This is a genomic window from Mesorhizobium yinganensis (assembly GCF_040081985.1).
GTDB lineage: Bacteria > Pseudomonadota > Alphaproteobacteria > Rhizobiales > Rhizobiaceae > Kumtagia > Kumtagia yinganensis.
The window spans coordinates 103,631-123,865 of sequence record NZ_JBEBMH010000003.1; the positions used below are offsets into that span (position 1 = coordinate 103,631).

The 20,235-nt window shown below is 63.8% G+C and carries 20 protein-coding genes; 8 read left to right on the forward strand and 12 right to left on the reverse strand.

Going from position 1 to position 20,235, the window contains the following annotated elements; all coding sequences use genetic code 11:
• Positions 1-26 precede the first annotated feature (26 nt).
• Both queG and ABMA59_RS07675 read right to left on the reverse strand, forming a co-directional pair.
• Positions 27-1,232: a tRNA epoxyqueuosine(34) reductase QueG gene (gene queG, locus ABMA59_RS07670; RefSeq protein ID WP_349004744.1), complete on the reverse strand. Its 1,206-nt coding sequence runs from the start codon at positions 1,230-1,232 to the stop codon at positions 27-29.
• Positions 1,213-1,905 (reverse strand): glutathione S-transferase family protein, encoded by a 693-nt coding sequence (locus tag ABMA59_RS07675; RefSeq protein ID WP_349004745.1) that lies wholly within the window; start codon positions 1,903-1,905, stop codon positions 1,213-1,215. Before ABMA59_RS07675 ends, queG begins: the two co-directional genes overlap by 20 nt.
• A gap of 273 nt (positions 1,906-2,178) precedes the next feature.
• Between ABMA59_RS07675 and ABMA59_RS07680 the strand changes: the two genes are divergently transcribed.
• A complete protein-coding gene (locus tag ABMA59_RS07680; RefSeq protein ID WP_349004746.1) occupies positions 2,179-2,985 on the forward strand; it encodes an undecaprenyl-diphosphate phosphatase in 807 nt (268 codons plus the stop codon).
• 262 nt (positions 2,986-3,247) lie between these two features.
• Here ABMA59_RS07680 and ABMA59_RS07685 read toward each other — a convergent pair whose 3' ends face one another.
• Positions 3,248-4,222, reverse strand: a complete 975-nt coding sequence (locus tag ABMA59_RS07685) for a complex I NDUFA9 subunit family protein (protein WP_349004747.1) — start codon at positions 4,220-4,222, stop codon at positions 3,248-3,250.
• A 154-nt stretch (positions 4,223-4,376) separates the two neighbouring features.
• Positions 4,377-4,730 carry a septal ring lytic transglycosylase RlpA family protein gene (locus tag ABMA59_RS07690; protein WP_349004748.1) on the reverse strand — a complete coding sequence of 118 codons (354 nt, stop codon included), beginning with the start codon at positions 4,728-4,730 and terminating at the stop codon, positions 4,377-4,379.
• A 413-nt stretch (positions 4,731-5,143) separates the two neighbouring features.
• Here ABMA59_RS07690 and ABMA59_RS07695 point away from each other — a divergent pair, with 413 nt between their 5' ends.
• Positions 5,144-5,818 carry an isochorismatase family protein gene (locus tag ABMA59_RS07695; protein WP_349004749.1) on the forward strand — a complete coding sequence of 225 codons (675 nt, stop codon included), beginning with the start codon at positions 5,144-5,146 and terminating at the stop codon, positions 5,816-5,818.
• A gap of 25 nt (positions 5,819-5,843) precedes the next feature.
• Here the strand turns inward: ABMA59_RS07695 and ABMA59_RS07700 are convergent, their stop codons facing one another.
• Both ABMA59_RS07700 and ABMA59_RS07705 read right to left on the reverse strand, forming a co-directional pair.
• Entirely contained in the window at positions 5,844-7,031 is a 1,188-nt protein-coding gene (locus tag ABMA59_RS07700) for a Gfo/Idh/MocA family protein (RefSeq protein ID WP_349004750.1), read from the reverse strand.
• 109 nt (positions 7,032-7,140) lie between these two features.
• Positions 7,141-8,205, reverse strand: coding sequence for a sugar phosphate isomerase/epimerase family protein (locus ABMA59_RS07705; RefSeq protein WP_349004751.1), 1,065 nt, complete (start codon positions 8,203-8,205; stop codon positions 7,141-7,143).
• Between the two features lie 374 nt (positions 8,206-8,579).
• Here ABMA59_RS07705 and ABMA59_RS07710 point away from each other — a divergent pair, with 374 nt between their 5' ends.
• From ABMA59_RS07710 to ABMA59_RS07735, 6 genes are all read left to right on the forward strand, one after another.
• Entirely contained in the window at positions 8,580-9,467 is an 888-nt protein-coding gene (locus ABMA59_RS07710) for a sugar phosphate isomerase/epimerase family protein (RefSeq protein ID WP_349004752.1), read from the forward strand.
• A 79-nt stretch (positions 9,468-9,546) separates the two neighbouring features.
• Positions 9,547-10,716 carry a mandelate racemase/muconate lactonizing enzyme family protein gene (locus ABMA59_RS07715; RefSeq protein ID WP_349004753.1) on the forward strand — a complete coding sequence of 390 codons (1,170 nt, stop codon included), beginning with the start codon at positions 9,547-9,549 and terminating at the stop codon, positions 10,714-10,716.
• 1 nt (position 10,717) lies between these two features.
• Positions 10,718-11,425: a FadR/GntR family transcriptional regulator gene (locus ABMA59_RS07720; RefSeq protein ID WP_349004754.1), complete on the forward strand. Its 708-nt coding sequence runs from the start codon at positions 10,718-10,720 to the stop codon at positions 11,423-11,425.
• A 48-nt stretch (positions 11,426-11,473) separates the two neighbouring features.
• Positions 11,474-12,451, forward strand: a complete 978-nt coding sequence (locus ABMA59_RS07725) for an NAD(P)-dependent oxidoreductase (RefSeq protein WP_349004755.1) — start codon at positions 11,474-11,476, stop codon at positions 12,449-12,451.
• Between the two features lie 90 nt (positions 12,452-12,541).
• The gene (locus ABMA59_RS07730; RefSeq protein WP_349004756.1) at positions 12,542-14,068 is read left to right on the forward strand and encodes a peptidase C1; all 1,527 of its coding nucleotides are present in this window, start codon (positions 12,542-12,544) and stop codon (positions 14,066-14,068) included.
• Positions 14,069-14,214: 146 nt separating this feature from the next.
• The gene (locus ABMA59_RS07735; protein ID WP_349004757.1) at positions 14,215-15,312 is read left to right on the forward strand and encodes an NADH:flavin oxidoreductase/NADH oxidase; all 1,098 of its coding nucleotides are present in this window, start codon (positions 14,215-14,217) and stop codon (positions 15,310-15,312) included.
• A 49-nt stretch (positions 15,313-15,361) separates the two neighbouring features.
• Here ABMA59_RS07735 and ABMA59_RS07740 read toward each other — a convergent pair whose 3' ends face one another.
• The 6 genes from ABMA59_RS07740 to ABMA59_RS07765 form a co-directional block, all read right to left on the reverse strand.
• A complete protein-coding gene (locus tag ABMA59_RS07740) occupies positions 15,362-15,616 on the reverse strand; it encodes a DUF2087 domain-containing protein (protein WP_349004758.1) in 255 nt (84 codons plus the stop codon).
• A gap of 66 nt (positions 15,617-15,682) precedes the next feature.
• Positions 15,683-16,573 carry an NAD-dependent epimerase/dehydratase family protein gene (locus ABMA59_RS07745; RefSeq protein ID WP_349004759.1) on the reverse strand — a complete coding sequence of 297 codons (891 nt, stop codon included), beginning with the start codon at positions 16,571-16,573 and terminating at the stop codon, positions 15,683-15,685.
• Between the two features lie 122 nt (positions 16,574-16,695).
• Entirely contained in the window at positions 16,696-17,775 is a 1,080-nt protein-coding gene (locus ABMA59_RS07750) for an ABC transporter ATP-binding protein (RefSeq protein ID WP_349004760.1), read from the reverse strand.
• Between the two features lie 193 nt (positions 17,776-17,968).
• Positions 17,969-19,072: an ABC transporter ATP-binding protein gene (locus ABMA59_RS07755; protein WP_349004761.1), complete on the reverse strand. Its 1,104-nt coding sequence runs from the start codon at positions 19,070-19,072 to the stop codon at positions 17,969-17,971.
• Positions 19,072-19,278, reverse strand: a complete 207-nt coding sequence (locus tag ABMA59_RS07760) for a hypothetical protein (protein WP_349004762.1) — start codon at positions 19,276-19,278, stop codon at positions 19,072-19,074. The genes ABMA59_RS07755 and ABMA59_RS07760 overlap by 1 nt, the downstream gene beginning before the upstream one ends.
• A complete protein-coding gene (locus ABMA59_RS07765; protein WP_349004763.1) occupies positions 19,275-20,234 on the reverse strand; it encodes a carbohydrate ABC transporter permease in 960 nt (319 codons plus the stop codon). The genes ABMA59_RS07760 and ABMA59_RS07765 overlap by 4 nt, the downstream gene beginning before the upstream one ends.
• Between the last annotated feature and the right edge of the window lies 1 nt (position 20,235).

Below are 20,235 nucleotides of genomic sequence, written 5' to 3' on the forward strand. Positions count from 1 at the left end.
GCATGAATTCCAGTGTTTGCAACAGCTTACACGATTCTCGCGGCGAGATTTCCGGTTTGGGCTGACGCGGCGGCTTCCCACTCTGCCAGAACGCGGGAATCCGTCTCCGCGAATTGTCCGCGCAGCGCCGCGACATGGTCGCGGCCTGCCAGTTTCGACAGCGCCCAGATCGCCGCGCCACGCACCAGCGGCGAAGGGTCGTCGAGCAGCCGGATACAAGGATCGGCAAGCGACGGGTCGGACGAGTTGCCGGCGGCGATGAGAACGTTGCGCAAAAAACGGTCGCGGCCGATGCGCTTGATCGGCGAGCCGGAGAATTTTTCGCGAAAGGTTTGATCGTCCAGTCCGAGTAGCTCGGCCAACGGCGGGGCCAGCAGGTCGTCGCGGGCCCTCAGCTTGGCCTCGGAGGCTTCGCGGGCAAACTTGTTCCACGGGCAGGCGGCCAGGCAGTCGTCGCAGCCATAGATGCGGTTGCCGATCTTCTCGCGGAATTCGAGCGGGACCGGACCCTTGTTCTCGATGGTGAGGTAGGAGATGCAGCGGCGGGCGTCGAGCCGGTAGGGCGCAGGGAAAGCCTCTGTGGGGCAGGCGTCGAGGCACGCCCGGCAGGAACCGCAACGGTCGGTGTCCGGCTGGTCGGGCTCCAGTTCGGCGGTGGTGAAGATCGTGCCGAGGAAAAGCCAGGAGCCATGGTCGCGGCTGACCAGATTGGTGTGCTTGCCCTGCCAGCCGATGCCGGCGGCCTCGGCGAGCGGCTTTTCCATGACCGGCGCGGTGTCGACGAAAACTTTTACATCGCAGCCGGTTTTCGCGGCGAGTTTTCCCGCGACCCCTTTCAGCCTGCCCTTGATCAAATCGTGATAGTCGCGGTTCTGGGCATAGACGGAAATGGCGGCCCGGTCAGGGTTGCGGAGAATGGCGCGGGGGTCGTGGGCGGGGCCGTAATTCATGGCAAGCACGACGATGGAGCGCACCTGAGGCCACAGCACGCGGGGATCGCCGCGCCGCGCCAGGGTCTCCTCCATCCAGGCCATCGAGCCGTGAAAGTTTTGAGCTACGAAGTCGGCGAGCCGCTCGGCGGCGAGCGGAATGGCATCGGGAGCGGTGACCGCGACAGCGTCGAAGCCAGCCGCTTTCGCCTCGCGAGCGACAAGAGCACGGAGGCGGGCGCCAGCGGAGACGGTCGCAGGCGGGCGTTCCCGGGAAAAATTCTCAGAAATCGAGGTCCGCATAGTGGGACACCGGCGACAGGCCGCGCACCCGGTCGTTGAGCAGCGGACGGAAGGACGGACGCGATTTTACCCGCACATACCATTCGCGCGCCGCGCCATGCTCGCGCCAGTCGATCTCGCCGAGATAATCGAGCACCGAGATCGCGGAGGCTGCGGCGAGGTCGGCGTAGCTGATGCGGGCGCCGGCCAGCCAATGGCGAGTACCGGCCATCCAGTTGATGTATTTGAGATGCTGGCGGATGTTGGATCGCGCGGCGCGGATCGCCGACGAATCGGGAGCGCCGCCGCCGAGGTCGGACGGCATCAGCGGCTTCAGCACGCGCTCGCGCACGAGATGGCGGGTGACCTCGCTCTCCATCTTGGTCAGGAACCAGTCGACCAGGCGGCGGATTTCGGCGCGCTGCATCGGGTCTTCGGCAAACAGACGGCGCTCACGCTTCAGCACGCCGCGCGTCTCGTCGACATATTCGCCGATGACCTGGGCGCCGACGATCGGCACGTCCCCTTCCGCCAGCAGCACCGGCAGCGTGCCGGCGGCATTGAGCGCCAGAAACTCCTTGCGGCGGTTCCAGGGCTTTTCCTCGATCAGCGCCAGCTCCTCGCCATACTCGCCGAAAGCAAGGCGGACGAAGCGGCAGGAGGCGAGCATAGGGTGGTGGAAGAGCGTCAGCATGGTCCTGCGCGAATTCAAGGGCACTGGCAAATCGGAGCCGCGCGTCTAGAACCACGGCCGGCCACCGTCAACGGGCGGTTAAGGCGCTTGACCTATAGGAGGGTTACAGCGCCGTGACAAGCAAGCCGGTTGGCTTGATGCCGGGAGCGCGACTCAGATAGGGATGACAACCTGCCGCCTAGTCCAGAATTCTTCCCGTTCGATGCCAAGCTGGAACACCCCGCCTGACGCTCGTTCAAAGACTGTCTCAACGCCCTTGCTCGCGAGCTTCCCATGGAACACCAGACGATCGTCGAAGCCCTGCTGCTCGGCCTGCTCGAGGGGCTGACGGAGTTCATTCCGGTATCTTCCACCGGCCATATTTTGCTGGCAGGGCATTTCCTCGGCTTCGAATCGACCGGCAAGGCGTTCGAGGTGCTGATCCAGCTCGGCGCCATCCTCGCCATCCTGTCCGTCTATTCAGCGCGGCTGCTGAAGATCGTGACCGACCTGCCCCGCGACCCGCGCACCAGGCGCTTCGTCGCCGGCATCCTGCTTGCCTTCCTGCCGGCCGCGATCATCGGCGCGTTGGCGCATGACTTCATCAAGACCGTGCTGTTCGAGACGCCGAAGCTGATCTGTATCATGCTGATCCTCGGTGGACTGGTATTGCTCGCGGTGGACAGGATGCAGCTCAAGCCGCGCTACCACGACGTGATGGATTTCCCGCTGCCGCTTTGTCTCGGCATCGGTTTCTTCCAGTGCCTTGCCATGATCCCCGGCACGTCGCGCTCCGGCGCGACCATCGTCGGCGCGCTGCTGATGGGCACCGACAAGCGCTCGGCAGCGGAGTTTTCCTTCTTCCTCGCCATGCCGACCATGGCCGGGGCTTTCGCGCTGGACCTTTTGAAGAACCATGACGCGCTGTCGTCGGGCGACTGGGGCATCATCGCGGTCGGTTTCGTCGCAGCCTTTGTTTCGGCGGTGATCGTCGTGCGCAGCCTGCTCGGCTATGTCTCGCGCCATGGTTTTGCGCTGTTCGCCTGGTGGCGGCTGATCGTCGGCGTCGTCGGGCTGATCGCGCTTTATACGGTGGGGTGAGCTGTGCGGCACCCGGAAACGGTCCGGGAGGTGCGCGGCCGGACCGGGGCAAGTGCCGGGGACAGTTTACTTTTTCGGCCCGCGCGACGTCTGGACTGCTGCGGCCTTTCTGCTGAAAGAAAGCAACCTGTCCCCTGCGTTTCCCCTTCGAGCATCGACCACGCGCGAACGGTTTTCGGGTTGTGGGGTAAAACTTTCCCCCCGCGCTAGCGCCGGCGCGGCCGCGAACTTCCCGCAACCCAGGTGGAGCACCTCGTCGGCGTCACGCCTCCGTGCGGCGCGTAAACTGGCCGGCGGGGCGGTAGCGCCAAAGGTAAGACGGCAGGACGGAGGCGATCGACTGCGGGTGCAGGCCGAGCCCGGCAAAGGTGCGGCCGGCCTGTTCGGCCTCACCGGAGACGACGTTGTGGCTCTTCAGCAGCGTCACCTGGTCGGAGGTGAGCAGCGGGTTCGGCAGCAGGCCGAGGATCGAGGCCTGCATATAGGCGACGCTCCAGGGCAGCGGCACCAGCAGGCGCTTGCGGTCGATGATTGCAAGCATTTCTTCCATGCACTGGCGGAAGGACAGGACTTGCGGTCCGCCCAGTTCGTAGATTTTCCCGCCCTCGACCTTGCCGTCGACAGAACGCGCGATGGCCTCGGCCACGTCGCCGACGAAAACCGGCTGGAATTTTGTCTCGCCGCCGCCGATCAGCGGCAGGGCAGGCGAAAACCGCGCCATATTGGCGAAGCGGTTGAAGAAACCGTCCTCCGGGCCGAAGACAATGGAAGGACGGTAGATGACCGCGCCGGGCACGGTCTGCAGCACCGCCGCTTCGCCCTTGGCCTTGGTCTGCGCATAGACGGATTGGGAATTGGGATCGGCGCCGATCGCCGAGCCATGGGTTAGCCCGGCGCCGACCGAGCGCGCGGCTTCGGCGACGGCGCGGGCGCCAAAATCCTGGACGGCGTTGAAGGTCTGGCGGCCCGTCTCATGCAGGATGCCGACGAGGTTGACGACGTGGGCGGCGTCCTGCACCGCCCGGTCGACCGACCAACGCACCCTGACATTGGCCTGCACGGCCTGGATCTGGCCGACATTGCCGAGCGGCTGGAGATGGCCGGCGAGATCGGGGCGGCGGCAGGCGACACGCACCTGATAGCCGCGCTTGGCCAGCGCCCGCACCACATGCCTTCCGACGAAACCCGACCCTCCGAAAACCGTGATGATCTTCGGCGTCTGGAGGATTTCGGTCATGGCTGGCTCCGCTGGCTACCGGTCTGTCGGCATCCAGACCATGCCCGTCTCATAATCGGTTTCCATGAAAAGGCAAAGCGGCGGAGGCGCGGCAAAAAGCGGGACACAACGCGCCGAACCCGGCAGGCTGGAATGCCTCGCCGGGCAGACTTTTTCAGGCACGAGCCATGCAGACCGGCGCGTGACCGGAACTGACCATGCCGATGCGCTGGGCGGCGGCGCGGGAGAGATCGATGATGCGGCCGCGGATGAACGGGCCACGGTCGTTGATGCGAACGATGACGCTTTTTCCGGTGCGGCTGTTTGTGACGCGCACTTTCGTGCCGAAGGGCAAGGTGCGGTGGGCGGCGGTAAGTGCAGAGGGGTTCATGCGTTCGCCCGAGGCGGTTCGGGAACCGAGGGCATACCATGACGCCCGGCCGCACTGAGCATAAGCGATGTTCGAGGACGCAAGCATCGCGCCCGCGGCAAAGACTATTGCCGCGGTTCGTCCGTTACTGAATTTCATCTGGGGGGATCGCTCCGTAAACGTTAACGGGCGCGACTAGCGAGACAAATAAGGCGGCGAAAACGGCACGTTCTGGGCGATTCCAAGGCGAAGGGTAACGTCTCGTATATTCTTGAAATTATTCGTGAGCAGAAATGGCCGGAAAACCGCCGAGTACAGACCATTGGCCAGAAGCAATTCCGGTCGATCCGCGCGGTGCGCTCAGTCCAGTGCAAGCAGTTCGAAAATCCGGGTTCGATTGAACTCCCTGGATGCTTTCGGAGACGGCCAGCACGAAGGATGACAATCGGAGCCTGCCCGGAAAAGAGGCGTCGCTGCCGTCACAGGCGAGGTCGGATGCGCGATGCGTCGGCGCTTGGGGGGATTCTACGACAGCTTCCGCGCGCTTTCGGCGCGAAGCCAGGGGGCGATGCATGAAAAGTCCGTTGCGGATCGCGCGTGACAGGACCGCGCTGCTGTCGATCGACATGCAGGAGGAGCACCGGCGCGACCCACGCTATCTCGTCGACGGTTTTGACCGCGTGCTGGCCAATGTCCAGCGCTTGCAACAGGCGGCGCGCCGGAACGGCGTCATGCTGCAGCACTGCGCCTATATCGTCGACACGTCGGTCAAACGGCCGTTCCATCCGGTGCTGGAGGACGGCCGGTCGGCCTTCAGCGACAAGGACGACCCGCTGACCGCGATCTGCCCGGAGGTGGCGCCTGAGGACGGCGAGGCGCTGGCGATCAAGGCCGAGGCCAGCGCCTTCGGCGGAGCGCTGGCCAGCCAACTAAAGGCGAAGGGAGTCGAATGGCTGGTGGTGGCAGGTGTGTGGACGGAGGCTTGCGTCGACGCCACGGTACGGCAGGCGGTCGATCTCGGCTTCCGGGTGCTGCTGGTCAAGGATGCCTGCGGCAGCGGCACGCAGGCGATGCACCAGACCGCGATCCTCAATCTGGCGAACCGGCTCTATGGCGGCGCGGTGACCGACACCGAAGGTGCCTGCCGGCTGCTTGCCGGCGAGGCGGTGGATGTCTGGACAACCGAAGGCGCAGTGCCGCTGCGCTACGGTTTCGACAACGCTGCGGCGCTATACGACGCGCTCTGACGACACCGAACGCGGCTAACGGCGTCTAGAGTTTCGTCCAGGCGCCGTTCTTCTTGGATGATTTCACGCAGGCCTCGACGAAGGCGACGCCCTCGACGCCGTCCTGCGCCGTCGGGAAGATGACGTCCTTGGCCAGCTTGCCGCCGCCCTCCCGGGCCGCGCGGATGGCGCGCGCCGCCTCGGCATAAATATTGGCGAAGCCTTCGAGATAGCCTTCCGGATGGCCGGGCGGCACGCGGGTGACGCGCGCCGACGCAGGACCGGAACCGGCGCCGCCGCGCGTGATCAGTTGTTTCGGCTGACCGAAGGGCGAGTACCAGAGGTAGTTCGGGTCGGCCTGCACCCATTCCAGCCCGCCCTTGGTGCCGTAGACGCGCAGCTTCAGGCCGTTCTCATGGCCGGGCGCGACCTGGCTTGCCCAGATCATGCCCTTGGCCGGATGTTCGCTGCCCTTGGCCTTGAAGCGCAGCATGATATGCGCGTTGTCATCGAGCAGCCGGCCGGGCACGAAGGAATCGAGGTCGGCGGCGAGGCTGTCGAGTTCCAGCCCTGAAACGAAACGGGCGAGGTTGTAGGCGTGGGTGCCGATGTCGCCGGTCGAGCCGCCGACGCCGGACTGTTTCGGGTCGACGCGCCAGGCGGCCTGTTTTGAGCCGCTGTCCTCGGCTTTTTCGGTCAGCCAGTCCTGCGGGTACTCGGCCTGCACCAGGCGGATGTCGCCCAACTTGCCGGACGCCACCATCTCGCGCGCCTGCCGAACCATCGGATAGCCGGTATAGTTGTGGGTGAGCACGAACAGTTTGCCGCTCTTTTCCACCAGCGCCGCCAGTTTTTTCGCGTCGGCGAGGTTGGAGGTCAGCGGCTTGTCGCAGATGACGTGGATCCCGGCATCGAGAAAGGCTTTCGCCGCCGGCCAATGCATATGGTTGGGCGTGACGATGGCGACCGCCTCGATGCCGTCGGGGCGTTTCGCCTCGGCCTTGGCCATCTCGGCGAAGCTGCCGTAGCTGCGTCCCGGGTCGAGGCCGAGATCGGCGGCCGACGCCTTGGCACGCGCCGGGTCGGAGGAGAGCGCGCCGGCGACCAGTTCGAACTCGCCGTCGATGCGCGCCGCGATGCGGTGCACCGCGCCGATGAAGGCGCCCTGCCCGCCGCCGACCATGCCGTAGCGGATGGGGCCGCTGCCCGATTCGACCTTCCTGCCGGATACCATTTTTTTCCTCCCCGGATGAGCGAATAGCGAAATAGCGAATAGCGAGTAGGGGTTTGATGCGCGACCTGTCGGACGACGTTGGCGTCCGCTATTCGCTACTCCCTATTCGCTACTCGCTTTCTATACCCATCATCTTCCTCAGCGCGGCCTTGTCGGAATTGCCCTCGGCGAAATCGTCGAAGGCGCGCTCGGTGACGCGGATGAGGTGGTTCTGGATGAAGGGCGCGCCCTCGGCGGCGCCGTCCTCCGGATGCTTCAGGCAGCATTCCCACTCCAGCACGGCCCAGGAATCGTAGTCATAGGCGGTTAGTTTTGAGAAGATTCCGGAGAAATCGACCTGGCCGTCGCCGAGCGAGCGGAAGCGGCCGGCCCGGTTCACCCAGCCCTGGTAGCCGGAATAGACGCCCTGGCGGCCGTCCGGATTGAACTCGGCGTCCTTGACGTGAAACGCTTTGATGCGTTCGTGGTAGATGTCGATGAAGGCCAAATAGTCGAGCTGCTGCAGCAGGAAGTGCGACGGGTCGTAGTTGATGTTGCAGCGCTTATGGCCACCTACGGCATCGAGGAACATCTCGAAGGTGGCGCCGTCGAACACGTCCTCGCCGGGATGGATCTCGTAGCCGACATCGACGCCGGCGTCTTCGTATTTGTCGAGGATCGGCTTCCACCGCCTGCCGAGTTCGGCGAAGGCCTCCTCGATCAGGCCTGACGGGCGCTGCGGCCACGGATAGAGGTAGGGGAAAGCGAGTGCGCCGGAGAAGGAGACCGAGGCCTTCAGGCCGAGGTTCTGCGAGGCTTTCGCACCGAACTCCATCTGCTCGACCGCCCAGGCCTGCCGCGCCTTCGGATTGTTGTGGACCGCGGGCGGCGCGAAGCCGTCGAACTGCGTGTCATAGGCCGGATGCACGGCGACGAGTTGGCCCTGCAGATGGGTGGAAAGTTCGGTGATCTCAACGCCGGCGTCGGCGCAGATGCCCTTGACCTCGTCGCAATAGGTCTTCGAGGAAGCCGCCTTCTTCAGGTCGAACAGCCGCGCGTCCCAGGTCGGGATCTGCACGCCCTTGTAGCCCAGCCCGGCCGCCCATTTGGCGATCGAGGGCAACGAGTTGAACGGGGCCGCCTCGCCCGCGAACTGGGCCAGGAATATCGCCGGCCCCTTCATTGTCTTTGCCATACATCTCCTCCCGAATTTCGGCCGCATCCTAGGCAATTCCGGCCGAGCCGCAAGGCAATGCCGAAAACCCGCGACTGGAACCTCTGTTTCCACTGGTCATACCAAATCCCGCCGGCAGGTCAAGACGTGACGAACGGCCTCGATAAACCCAGCAATCCCGGACTTCTGGAAGTTTTAGACGTATTATCAGTCATTTATGAGCTGCACGGCAAAGACCCACGCAACTTCTTGCGGCAGGGGTGCAAATGGGCTAGAAAACCTTTCATGCCCAATTGGTAGAACCAGTTTTCCGAAAACGCTGGATTGCCTTGCGGGAGGAAACCGGTTCCGCACGAGGCGGAGCATTTGCAAGGCGAAATTGGGAGACGGAAACGATGCACCTTTCGACGCACAACTGGATGCGCGCCGAGCCGCTTGAGACGACGCTGCGGCGGATCAAGCAATATGGCTACGAGTCGATCGAGATTTCCGGCGAACCCACGCAATACGATATCAAGGACACCCGCCGCCTGCTCAAGGAACACGGCATACGTTGCTGGGGCGCCGTCACCCTGACGCTCGGCGAGCGCAATCTTGCCGCCAAGAACGAAGGCCAGCGGGCCCGCTCGGTGCAGTACGTCAAGGACGTGCTGACCATGGTCAGCGAATTGGAAGGCGAGATCATCACGTTGGTTCCGGTCACCGTCGGCAAGGTCGTGCCCGACGCCTCGCCGGAGGAAGAATGGAAGTGGGTGGTCGATGCCACCAAGGAATGTTTCGCGCACGCCCAAAAGGCGGGCGTCCGGGTGGCAATCGAGCCGCTGAACCGTTTCGAGACATACCTGTTCAACCGCGCCTCGCAGGCGCTGGCTCTGGCCGACGCGGTGAGCCCCGAATGCGGCGTCTGCCTCGACGCCTTTCATCTGAACATCGAGGAATCCGACATGTACGAGGCGATCCGGCTGGCCGGAAAGCGCCTGTTCGACTTCCATGTCGCCGACAACGACCGCTTCGCCGCCGGCCTCGGCCATCTCGACTGGAAGAAGATCATCGGCACGCTGAAGGAGATCGGCTACGACGGCGCGGTAACAAACGAGTTCGTCGCGCCGGTCGACCGCACGCCTGCCAACCGCTACGCCGACATGGTCGAGAAAAACCCAGTCGATATTTCACCCGAGCAGCTCAAGTTCATCCAGGACCATGGATCGAGCCTGCTGACGGAAAAATTCTACGCCGACCAGATGCGGATCACCGCGGAGACGATCCTGCCGCTGATCAAGTAACTCGGCGTCTTGCCGCGCCGGCCGCCACCGGGGGGCGGTGGCTGGCGCGGTCTCTTTTTCTAGGAATGACAGGCAGTTGATGCGTATCAAGACAACTCAGGCCTGGTGGGTCCGCATTCCCATCGAGACCGCGCGCCAGCACCGGAGCGATTTCGGGCAGATTCGCACTTTTGACGCGGCGATCGTGCGCATCGAGACCGATGACGGACTGGTTGGCTGGGGCGAAGGCAAAAATGCCGCAGGCAGTGCCGGCTCCTACGGCGCGCTCGTCCACATGATCAACCACGAGATCGGGCCGACGATCGCCGGGCGCAACGCCGGCGACATCGGGCCGATCTGGGAGATGCTCTACAACGGCGTACGCTCCGAATCCGCCGTGAGGCACGGGCACGCCATGCCGCAGATCGCGCGGCGCGGCATGTCGATCGCCGCGATCAGCGCGATAGACATCGCGCTGTGGGACATTCTCGGAAAACATCTCGGCCAGCCTGTGTGGCAGTTGCTGGGCGGCCGCAAAGCGGACCGTTTGCCGGCCTACGCGTCGGGTGGCTGGGCGCCGGTGGAGACGATCGGCGACCAATTGAAATCCTACATCGACACCGGGGGGTTCAGGGCGGTCAAGATGAGGGTGGGGGCGATGGACGGCGCGCCGCACATCTCGGCGGCGCGCGTCCGCGCCGCCCGAAAGACGCTGGGCGACGGCGTGAACATCAGCGTGGACGCCCACGGCACCTATACGGTCGCCGAGGCGAAGCGGTTTGCCGCCCTGGTCGCCGACTGCGATCTCGCCTGGTTCGAGGAACCGGTGATCGGCGACGACAAAGCCGGCATGGCCGAGGTGCGCGCCTCCGGTCCGGTGCCGGTCGCCGCCGGCGAGAGCGAGGCGACGCGCTACGATTTCCGCGACCTCGCGGTGATGAAGGCCGCCGATATCTTTCAGCCTGACCCGGCCTTCTGCGGCGGCATATCGGAAGCGATGAAGATCGGCACCATCGCCAGCGCCTTCAACCTGCGCTTCGCGCCACATCTGTGGGCCGGCGCGCCTTGCTTTTTCTCCGGCCTGCACCTATGCGCGGCGTCGCCGGCGAGCTTCACCATCGAATATTCGCTGGGCGCCAACCCGATGATCCACGACCTCGTCGAGGAGACCGTCGAGGCGAAGGACGGGATGATCATCATCCCTGAAAAACCCGGCCTCGGTTTCACCGTGTCGGAAAAGTACCTGGAGGCTCACGCCATAGGCGGCTGACATGAAGGAAAAGGATCTCCTCGCCGAGCTTGCGGCGTATCTCTACGCCTGCTCCAACAGCGAGACGGGCCGCACCCCCTCGGAGCGTGAGCTTGCCGAGCATTTTTCCGTGAGCCGCGGCCAGATTCGCGAGACGCTGGCGATCCTCGAAGCCATGCGGATCGTCGAGCGCCGCGCGAAATCTGGCATCTATCTGACAACGCACCAGGCGAGCGTCGAAGCCATGGCGTTGTTCGCCAAGGCTGGCGTTCCGCTCGATCCCATCCAGATCTACGAGACGGTGGAACTCAGGAAAATCCATGAAATCAAGGCGGCAGAACTCGCCTGTTCGCGCGCCACCGAGGAAAATTTCGAAAGGCTGCGCGAGATCTTGGCAGCTTCCGAGGCACGGCTGGCAGCCGGCCAGGGACTGGCGCGCGAGGACCGCGACTTTCATCTCGAGATCGTCCGGGCGACGCAAAACAGCGTGTTCCACAAGATCTGCAGCATCTATTACGTGATGGGCGAGCGCCGCCTGCCGATCTATTTCAACGACCCGGCGCGCGGCCAACGCTCGCATGCCGAACATCTGCAGATATTCGACGCGCTGGTGCGCCGCGACGGCAACCTGGCGCAGGCCCTGATGAGCGCGCACCTGCAAGGTGCGGAGAGCTATTGGAAAGGGCTGCTTTCAGGCGAGGAGATGGCTCGGGTGCTGGAAAAGGCGTGATGCCCATTCGCATTCGAGTGCATCGTACTCTAAACTTGGCATAGCGCGATGCCGATCATTTACTCCACGCATCCACTCCATCCTCACGCGACGGACATGCTCGCTGAAGCCGGCGATCTCCGCATCGCCTCGGCGCTAGACGGTCCAACGCTGATGCGGGAATCGCGCGACGTCGACGTGGTCATCGTGCGCGCCGTGCTGCCTGCGGACATATTTGCCGGCAAACATTCGATTCGTGCCGCGATCCGACATGGGGCCGGACTGGACATGATTCCGGTGGAGGAGGCGACGAGGGCCGGCGTATTGGTCGCCAATTTGCCGGGCGCCAACGCGCGCTCCGTCGCCGAACATGCAATCCTCGCGGCGCTGGCGCTGCTGAGGCAATTCCGCGCTATTGACCGCGACCTAAGGAAAGACGGTTGGTTCACCGGACGCGAGCATGCAAACACCGCGCGCGAACTTGCGGGCCGCACCATCGGTATCGTAGGCATGGGCGCCATCGGCCGCGAGGTGGCGGCGATCGGCCATCACGGTTTCGGCCTGAGGGTGCTGGGCGCCAGCCGCAGCGGCGCCGGCTTCCCCCCCTATGCGCGCGCGATACCGCTCGATGTCCTCGTTGCGGAAAGCGATGTTATCGTGCTCGCCTGCCCGCTGACGCCGGACACTATAGGACTTATGAGCCGGCAAAGGATTTTCTCGATGCGGCCGGACGCCATCCTGGTCAACGTTTCGCGCGGGCCGGTGATCGACGATACTGCACTGATCGACGCGCTGCGCGAAAACCGCATCGGCGGCGCGGCACTCGACGTTTTTTCGAAGCAACCGCTGTCGCCGGACCACCCTTATCTTTCCTTGGACAACGTGATCGCCACGCCGCATCTGGCGGGGATAACCGAAGACAGCATGATGCGCATGGGCATCGGCGCGGCCGAGGAGGCGCTGCGAGTGCTCAAGGGCGAGCTGCCGGTGAACTTGCGCAATCCAGGTGCCTTGGATTTATACTTAAGACGATTTGGCGACCAGTAAAGCAAGTTCGGACCTTCTCTGGAATTTCCAATATTTTATGATACAATTCGATTTGGGATGATGGAGTATACTTAAGCGAGAGAGGCGACAATGGCACGGTCCGCGGACAATCGGGTATTCGACGCGCTTCCAGATACTGTCGATTTTCGCGACCAGATGTATGTGCCAACGCTGGTGGAAGTCGCCGCGGAAACCGACGTAAACCGTTACCGGGCCCGCAAGATTCCCGTACTCGACCAGGGCCGCGAGGGCGCCTGCACGGGCTACGGCCTGGCCACGGTGGTCAATTTTCTGCTGCGCACCGGACGCACCGGTCTGTCTTCGGACAAGGTCAGCGCGCAAATGCTTTACGCAATGGCCAAGCGTTACGACGAATGGCCCGGCGAGGACTATGAGGGATCAAGCGCGCGCGGCGCGATGAAAGGATGGCACAAGCACGGCGTCTGCGGTGAAAAGCTTTGGAGCCGAAGCGAGGGACGCAACATCGAACTCGACGATTTGCGTGCCGCCGATGCGCTGGGCCGGCCACTCGGCGCCTATTTCCGCGTCAACCATCGTGACCTCGTCGGCATGCATTCGGCCATCACCGAGGCCGGTATCCTGTTCGCGACCGCGCTGGTGCGGCGCACGGTGGCACCTTGGGCCAAGAAGCGGGTTCTGCTTTACGCTCACGGTGGACTGGTGAGCGAGGATTCCGCGCTGCAGTTCGTCGCCAACAACCGGCAGTTCTGCCTGGCTTCCGAGGTCTACCCCATCGCATTCATCTGGCGTTCCGACGCATGGACCACCTTGAAGAACGTGCTGACCGAAGCGCTGCTGCGACGCAAGCCGGAGGGTATCCTCGACGCCGCCAAGGATTTCATGCTCGACCGGCTCGACGACACGATCGAACCGATCGCGCGCACGCTGGGCGGCAAGACGCTGTGGGACGAGATGAAGGAGAATGCCACGCTGGCCGCGTCCTCGGCCAAGGGTGGCGCCCGCATGACGGCGGAGCATCTGATCGAGGCGGTGAAGGCCGGCGAGGTCGACGAACTGCATCTGGCCGGACACAGCGCCGGCTCGATCCTGATGGCACCCTTGGCGAAGTTCCTGGTGGAAAGCGGAGTGCGCATAACCAGCCTTTCGCTGTGGGCGCCCGCCTGCACGGTGGATCTCTTCGAAAAAAGCTTCTTGCCCCTGCTCAAGCTGGACAAGGGCATCGACGCCTTCGATCTCTACACGCTCGACGATGCGACCGAACGCAATGACGATTGCGCGAACATCTATCACAAGTCGTTGCTCTATCTGGTGAGCGGCGCCTTCGAGGCGCAGGCACGCATTCCGATATTCCGGCCGGACGGGACACCGCTTCTCGGCCTGGCGCGCGACGTAGAGAACCTCCTCAAGCCAATCTTTACCGGCAAGACGAGACGCTGGATCCGCAGCCCTGGCGACCTGTCGCGTGCCGTGCACCACGGCGATTTCGACAATGACGAGACGACGTTGCGCACGACGCTGGAGCGCATCACCGGATCACGCACGCCCGGTATCCCTGCGGCAAGCCTCGTCGCTTCCCCGGCGGCGCGGGCGCGGTTCCGCCAAGGCCTGGATAAGACGTTGCGAACGCGTCCATGACGCGACCCGGCGCCAAGCCAAGACTTGGCGCTCCCAAACTCATCTGATCGCAGATACGCCTGGCGCGTTGTCGGCAGTTGTCAGTTACCCATTGCGCCATGGTCACTTCTGGTTACATAAAGCCGGAACCCTCCCGGAGTCCTCACATGACAGATTTGTTCTCCCCCATCACGCTTGGCGGGCTTGATATCCCGAACCGTATGGCCATCGCGCCGATGTGCCAATATTCGGCCGATGACGGGTCGGCAAGCGACTGGCATTTGCAACAGTGGATGACCTACGCCATGTCGGGCGCGGGCATGATCACCATCGAGATGACCGATGTCGAGCGGCGCGGCCGCATCAGCCATGGCTGCATGGGGCTTTATTCCGACCACAACGAAGCTGCCGCAAAGAAGGCGCTCGACGCAGCCACACGGGTAGCCGCCCACGGCACCAAATTCGGTGTGCAACTGGCCCATGCGGGCCGCAAGGCCTCGTGCCAGCGGCCCTGGGAAGGCGGAGGCCCGCTGAGACCCGATCAGGATCCGTGGCCGACGGTTTCGGCCTCGGCGGTTCCTTTCGACACCGGCTGGCATACGCCGCATGCACTTACGGAGGCCGAGATCGAGGCGCTGGTCGAGCACTTCGCAGCCGCCGCCAGACGCACCGTGCGCGCCGGCTTCGACTTTATCGAGCTGCATTCCGCCCACGGCTATTTGCTGCATCAGTTCATCTCGCCGCTCTCCAACCATCGCGAGGATGCCTATGGCGGATCGCTGGAAAACCGTTTGCGTTTCCCGCTGGCCGTGGCGAAGGCCGTGATGGAGGCCGCGCCCGGCCTGATGATCGGAGCGCGCATCTCCGTTACCGACTGGGTCGACGGCGGGCTGACTGTGGAGGAGGGCGTTGAGGTTGCAAAAGCCTACAATGCGGCCGGGCTTGCCTATATCTGCTGCTCCAGCGGCGGTAACTCGCCCCTTCAGAAGATACCGTCGGGGCCAGGCTACCAGGTGCATCTGGCCGAGGCCGTGCGAAAGGGCGCCGGCATACCGGTTCGTGCCGTCGGCATGATCGACGAGCCGCTTCAGGCGAACCAGATCGTGGCCAGCGGGCGCGCGGACATGGTGGCGCTGGCGCGTGCCATCCTTGCCGACCCGCGCTGGCCGTGGCGGGCGGCGGCAATTCTCGGCCACGAACTCCGGGTCGCTCCGCAACTTGCCCGCGCCGCGCATCTGCCGCGCAAGTGGGAACAGGCGGCGTAGACCGATCCTCAACGGACAGTTCAGGCAAGCGGCTGGTCGGTGGCGCCAATCAGCCTTTTTCGATCAGCCAGTATGTACCACTGCGCGGATCGTGGCCGAGCCGGCCGGACTCGAACAGTTCGCGCCGCAACAGGGCGTGGTCGCCGAAACCATGCCAGCCGCTAAGGATGCCGGTGACATCGGTTTCCTTGTAGATGCGGCCAGGCTCGAATTTCGACGCGAGGTGGTCGAGCACCTCGTCACGCTCCCTGGCCTTGCGCGGCCAGCGGGTGACGACGCCGTCCCGGTCGAACAGGGCAGTCACCGCTCAACCTTCCGCCGGTGAACATGCGGCCGCGCACCGCCGCGGTGCGCTTCCAAGCCGCAGCGCTCAGACATAGTTGCGCCAGTCGTGCTCTTCCTTGAAACCCAGCACCTCGCGGATTTTCCGGTTGGAAAGAGGGGCTTCAAAGCCGTTCAAAGGGCGCCTTATCGGGGTGTTCGGCGCCCAGCGCTTCAAAAACTCTTCCGTCGGCTCGTTGGCTGTGATCGTGTCATTGGTGGCGTTGAAGACCTGGAAGCCGAGGCCGTCCCTTTCGAGGCAAAGATGCACGATCTGGCCGAGGTCGCGCGCGTCGATATAGCTCCAGGCGTTGCGTTTGCGCATGGGCGGGTTTTCGGCGTAGGTCTTGAACGGCCCGTATTCATGCGGCTCGATGACATTGCCGATGCGCAGCGCGTAGATGTCGGCGCCGGTCCGGTCGGCGAAGGCGCGGGCGGTGTGCTCGTTGAGCTGCTTCGACAGGCCATAGCTGTCCATCGGGTCGATCGGATAGTCTTCTTCCAGCGGGAAGTGCTTGAAATCCTTGTCGCCCTCGGCAAAGCAAACGCCATAGGTGGTCTCGCTGGAGGCGATGATCACCTTGCGGATGCCGAGTTTCACCGCCGCCTCGATGACGTTGTAGGTGCTGATGACGTTGTCTGAAAAGGTTTTGTTGTCGGGATTGATCAGCACGCGCGGAACGGCGGCGAAATGCACCACGGCATCGACCTTCCTGGGCCCGCCGGGCTTCTCGTAGCCGTCGAAGCCGAAATGCATCGACAGCGCATTGAACACCTGGCCGCTGTCGGTGACGTCGGTGATCAGCGTGTTGACACCGGGACAGTCGAGCGGCTTCAGGTCGACATTTAGGATCTCGTAGTCGCCGCGTTCCTTTAGCCACGGCACGACATGTTTGCCGGCCTTGCCCGACCCGCCGGTGAACACGATGCGTTTTGTCATAACCCCTCCCAATGCGAGTAGCCGGGACGGCCTCGCGCGGCAGACCGGACTATGCAATGGAGGGCGCTGTCAGTCCACGCATTCGCGTCCTTGCCTAGCGGTTTTCCGCATGGAGCAAGATATCAGGCGCCGTGGCGCAAGCTCATGCCGGTGCCGCGGTCGAATACGGCAACCCGTTTCGGATTCCAGCCGAAGCGCACCGTCTGTTCCATGACCAGATCGGCGCGCGCCGGCGCGGTGGCGCGCAGGATCGTGTCGCCGACACGCAATGTGACGATCTTTTCCACGCCGTGATTCTCGACATCGTGGACGGTTGCGGAAACCGGAGCATCGTTTTCGAGCACGATATCCTCTGGACGAATGCCGAAGGTAAGCGGGCGGCCGTCGGCGCCGGCGCCTGCGAGACCGTCATAGGGAAGCTCGAAGGTTGTTGGCGCGACCACCGCGCGGCCGGAGATCAGCTTGCCATCGACCAGATTCATCGGAGGAGAGCCGACGGCGCGCGCCACGAAGGTGTTGAGCGGGTTATTGTAGATCTCGTTGGGCGTGCCGGTCTGGACGAGATGGCCGTGGTTGAGCACGCCGATCTTGTCGCCCATCGACATCGCCTCGATCTGGTCGTGGGTGACGAACAGGAAGGTCGCACCGAGGTTCATCTGCAGGTTCTTCAACTCGGTGCGCAACGCTTCGCGCAGTTTTGCATCCAGCGCAGACAGCGGCTCGTCCATGAGGAAAACGCGTGGTTTTCTAACAATCGCGCGGCCGATCGAGACGCGCTGCATCTCGCCGCCGGACAGCCTATCGGTCTTGCGCTCAAGCAGATGCTCGATGCGCAGCGTCTTGGCAACGCGGGCGACACGCTCCTTGATCTCGACATCCGGAACGCGGCGGATTTTCGATTTGAGCGGGAATTCGAGGTTCTCACGCACGGTGTAGCGCGGATAGAGCGAATATTGCTGGAGCACCAGGGCAACGTCGCGCTCGGCCGCGCCCCAGTCGCCGACATCCGCGCCGTCGATGAAGATCTTTCCCTCCGTCGGCTTTTCCAGGCCGGCGATGAGGCGCAATGTCGTGGTCTTGCCGGCACCCGTCTCGCCGAGCAGGACGAAGAATTCGCCGTCCTCGATCTCCAGGTCGAGGCCGCTCAGCGCGGTGTGGTGGCCGAATTTCTTGGTGATGTTCTTGAGCTGGATGTGGGACATCAGAAGGGCCTTCCGTCGAATGAGCCGGAAAAAAGCACCCCCTCACCGGCCCTTCGGGCCACCTCTCCCCCTGCCCGGGGGAGAGGAACCCAAACTGGAAAAGCGCCGGTATCGCGGCAGTGGTTCCTCTCCCCCGGGCAGGGGGAGAGGTGGCCCGAAGGGCCGGTGAGGGGGTGCTTGCGCGTGGATATCCTCACAACCTCACCCCCAGCGACTGGCCGGCGGCGTCGAAGAAATGCGCGTGGCTGGGATCGATGCGGGCAAACACCCGGTCGCCGGCCCTGGCGACGTAACCCGCCTTGGTGCGGGCGCGCAGCATCTGGTCGCCCACCTTAAGGTCGACGATGTCGTATGAACCAAGCGGCTCGATGATATGTGCCTCGACCGGCAGGAAACCGTCACCGGCATCATGCTGGACGAGTACGCCCTCCGGTCGGATGCCGAGCGAGATGCCACCTGACGCCGCCTTGCCGTTGAGCTTCGACAGAAGCTCGCGCGGAAATGCAAAGCCTTGCGGCGCGCCGGTAACGGTCACTGACGCGCCCGCTTTGTCCTCCGAGACCGCGGCGCCGGCGACGTTCATCACCGGGCTGCCGACGAACTGCGCGACGAACAGGTTGGACGGATATTTGTAGACCTCGTCCGGGCTGCCCACCTGCTGCAGCACGCCTTCATGCATGATGACGATGCGGTCGGCCAGCGCCATCGCCTCGATCTGGTCGTGGGTGACATAGATGGTGGTGGAGCCCTGCTTGACGTGCAGGCGCTTGATCTCGGCGCGCATCTCCTCGCGCAGCTTGGCGTCGAGCGCGCCGATCGGCTCGTCCATCAGCATCGCCTTCGGCCGTCGCACCAGCGCCCGGCCGATCGCCACCCGCTGCATGTCGCCGCCCGAAAGTGCCGACGGCTTGCGGTTAAGGAGGTCGGTAATGCGCAGGATCTTGGCGATCTCGCGCACTTCCTTGTCCACCTCGCCCTTGCTCATGCGCGTCGCCTTCAGCGGGAAGGCGATGTTCTCGTAGACCGTCATATGCGGATAGAGCGAGAAGGACTGGAACACCATGGCGATGTCGCGGTCCGAGCATTTGAGATGCTGCACCGGCTGGCCGTCAATGAGGATGTCGCCCTCGTCGATCGTCTCCAGGCCGGCGATGGCGCGCAGCGTCGTGGTCTTGCCGCAGCCCGACTGGCCGAGCAGCACGATGAACTCGTTGTCTTCGATCTTGAGATTGAGGTCCTTGATGACCTGGACCGCGCCGAAGAATTTTTGCAGTCCGCGAAGCTCGATCTGGGTCATCAGTGACCGTCCTTGCCGGGCTGCGCGGGCGGTGCTGCGTCGCCCTTAGGGCCGAACCAGCCGGTCAGCATGAAAGTGATCAGGCCGACGAGCACGATGGTCAGCCCGTAGCGATGCAGGAACAGGTTCCAGGGCTGGCAGAGCGCAATGATGCCGAAGATCATCACCACTTCGGCCGTGCGCTGAAGGGTAGCGTGCCGGATCATTTGCGGATCGCTCCGAAGGACATGCCACGCAGCAGATGGTTGCGAAGCAGGAAGGTGAAGATCGCGACCGGCAGCAGGAACAGGAACGTGCCAGCGGCGATCACAGTCCAGTCGGGCAGGCCGGAGCCGACCTGGCTGGGGATGAAGGGCGGCGCGGTCTGGGCGCGGCGGTTGGTCATGATCAGCGCGAAGGCGTATTCGTTCCAGGCGGTGATGAAGCAGAACACCGCGGTCGCCGCGATGCCGGTGGCCGCCTCCGGCAACACGACCTTGAAGAAGGCCTGCATGCGTGTGTAGCCGTCAACAAGTGCGGCCTCCTCATACTCCTTCGGGATCTCGTCGATGAAACCCTTCATCAGCCAGACGGAGAAGGAGAGGTTGAACGCCGTATAGAGGATAATCAGGCCCCAGTGGGTGTCGTTAAGACCGACCACCCGGTACATGAGGAACATCGGGATCGCCACCACCACGGGTGGTAGCATGCGCGTCGACAGGATGAAGAAGAGCAGGTCTGCCTCGCCCTTTATCCTGAAGCGGGAGAAGCCATAGGCGGTGAAAGTGCCCATGCCGACCGCCAGGACGGTCGAGGTGATCGCCACGATGAGGGAGTTCATGAAGCGGTTGGGATATGCCGACCACTGCACGTTGCCCTTGCCGTCGCGCACGACCTTCTCGCCCCCGTCGAAGACGATGCGCTCCCACCACGGAGCGGCGGCATATTCCTCCGGCGTCGGCTGGGTGCGCAGTTGCGAGCGCTTGGTGAAGAGCTTCACCCAGGGTGAGACTTCCGGCTGGAACAGCACCGTCGGCGGGATGGTCGTCGCCAGGTTGCGCGGCTTGAAGGCCGTCGAGGCGATCCAGTAGATCGGCGCTAGGAAGATGAGCGTGATGATGAGGACGGCGACGATCGCGACGCGGTTGAGCGCGACTTCGGAAGATGTGCGTACAGCCGCCATC

Bases quoted from the DNA above. Each gene is read 5' to 3' on its own strand.
- ABMA59_RS07705 (WP_349004751.1), bottom strand. From the start codon at position 8,205: ATGGCAAAGACAATGAAGGGGCCGGCGATATTCCTGGCCCAGTTCGCG.
- ABMA59_RS07675 (WP_349004745.1), bottom strand. From the start codon at position 1,905: ATGCTGACGCTCTTCCACCACCCTATGCTCGCCTCCTGCCGCTTCGTC.
- ABMA59_RS07725 (WP_349004755.1), top strand. From the start codon at position 11,474: ATGCCGATCATTTACTCCACGCATCCACTCCATCCTCACGCGACGGAC.
- ABMA59_RS07760 (WP_349004762.1), bottom strand. From the start codon at position 19,278: ATGATCCGGCACGCTACCCTTCAGCGCACGGCCGAAGTGGTGATGATC.
- ABMA59_RS07730 (WP_349004756.1), top strand. From the start codon at position 12,542: ATGGCACGGTCCGCGGACAATCGGGTATTCGACGCGCTTCCAGATACT.
- ABMA59_RS07700 (WP_349004750.1), bottom strand. From the start codon at position 7,031: ATGGTATCCGGCAGGAAGGTCGAATCGGGCAGCGGCCCCATCCGCTAC.
- ABMA59_RS07690 (WP_349004748.1), bottom strand. From the start codon at position 4,730: ATGAAATTCAGTAACGGACGAACCGCGGCAATAGTCTTTGCCGCGGGC.
- ABMA59_RS07685 (WP_349004747.1), bottom strand. From the start codon at position 4,222: ATGACCGAAATCCTCCAGACGCCGAAGATCATCACGGTTTTCGGAGGG.
- ABMA59_RS07750 (WP_349004760.1), bottom strand. From the start codon at position 17,775: ATGTCCCACATCCAGCTCAAGAACATCACCAAGAAATTCGGCCACCAC.
- queG (WP_349004744.1), bottom strand. From the start codon at position 1,232: ATGCGGACCTCGATTTCTGAGAATTTTTCCCGGGAACGCCCGCCTGCG.
- ABMA59_RS07765 (WP_349004763.1), bottom strand. From the start codon at position 20,234: ATGGCGGCTGTACGCACATCTTCCGAAGTCGCGCTCAACCGCGTCGCG.
- ABMA59_RS07710 (WP_349004752.1), top strand. From the start codon at position 8,580: ATGCACCTTTCGACGCACAACTGGATGCGCGCCGAGCCGCTTGAGACG.
- ABMA59_RS07720 (WP_349004754.1), top strand. From the start codon at position 10,718: ATGAAGGAAAAGGATCTCCTCGCCGAGCTTGCGGCGTATCTCTACGCC.
- ABMA59_RS07680 (WP_349004746.1), top strand. From the start codon at position 2,179: ATGGAACACCAGACGATCGTCGAAGCCCTGCTGCTCGGCCTGCTCGAG.
- ABMA59_RS07695 (WP_349004749.1), top strand. From the start codon at position 5,144: ATGAAAAGTCCGTTGCGGATCGCGCGTGACAGGACCGCGCTGCTGTCG.
- ABMA59_RS07735 (WP_349004757.1), top strand. From the start codon at position 14,215: ATGACAGATTTGTTCTCCCCCATCACGCTTGGCGGGCTTGATATCCCG.
- ABMA59_RS07745 (WP_349004759.1), bottom strand. From the start codon at position 16,573: ATGACAAAACGCATCGTGTTCACCGGCGGGTCGGGCAAGGCCGGCAAA.
- ABMA59_RS07715 (WP_349004753.1), top strand. From the start codon at position 9,547: ATGCGTATCAAGACAACTCAGGCCTGGTGGGTCCGCATTCCCATCGAG.
- ABMA59_RS07755 (WP_349004761.1), bottom strand. From the start codon at position 19,072: ATGACCCAGATCGAGCTTCGCGGACTGCAAAAATTCTTCGGCGCGGTC.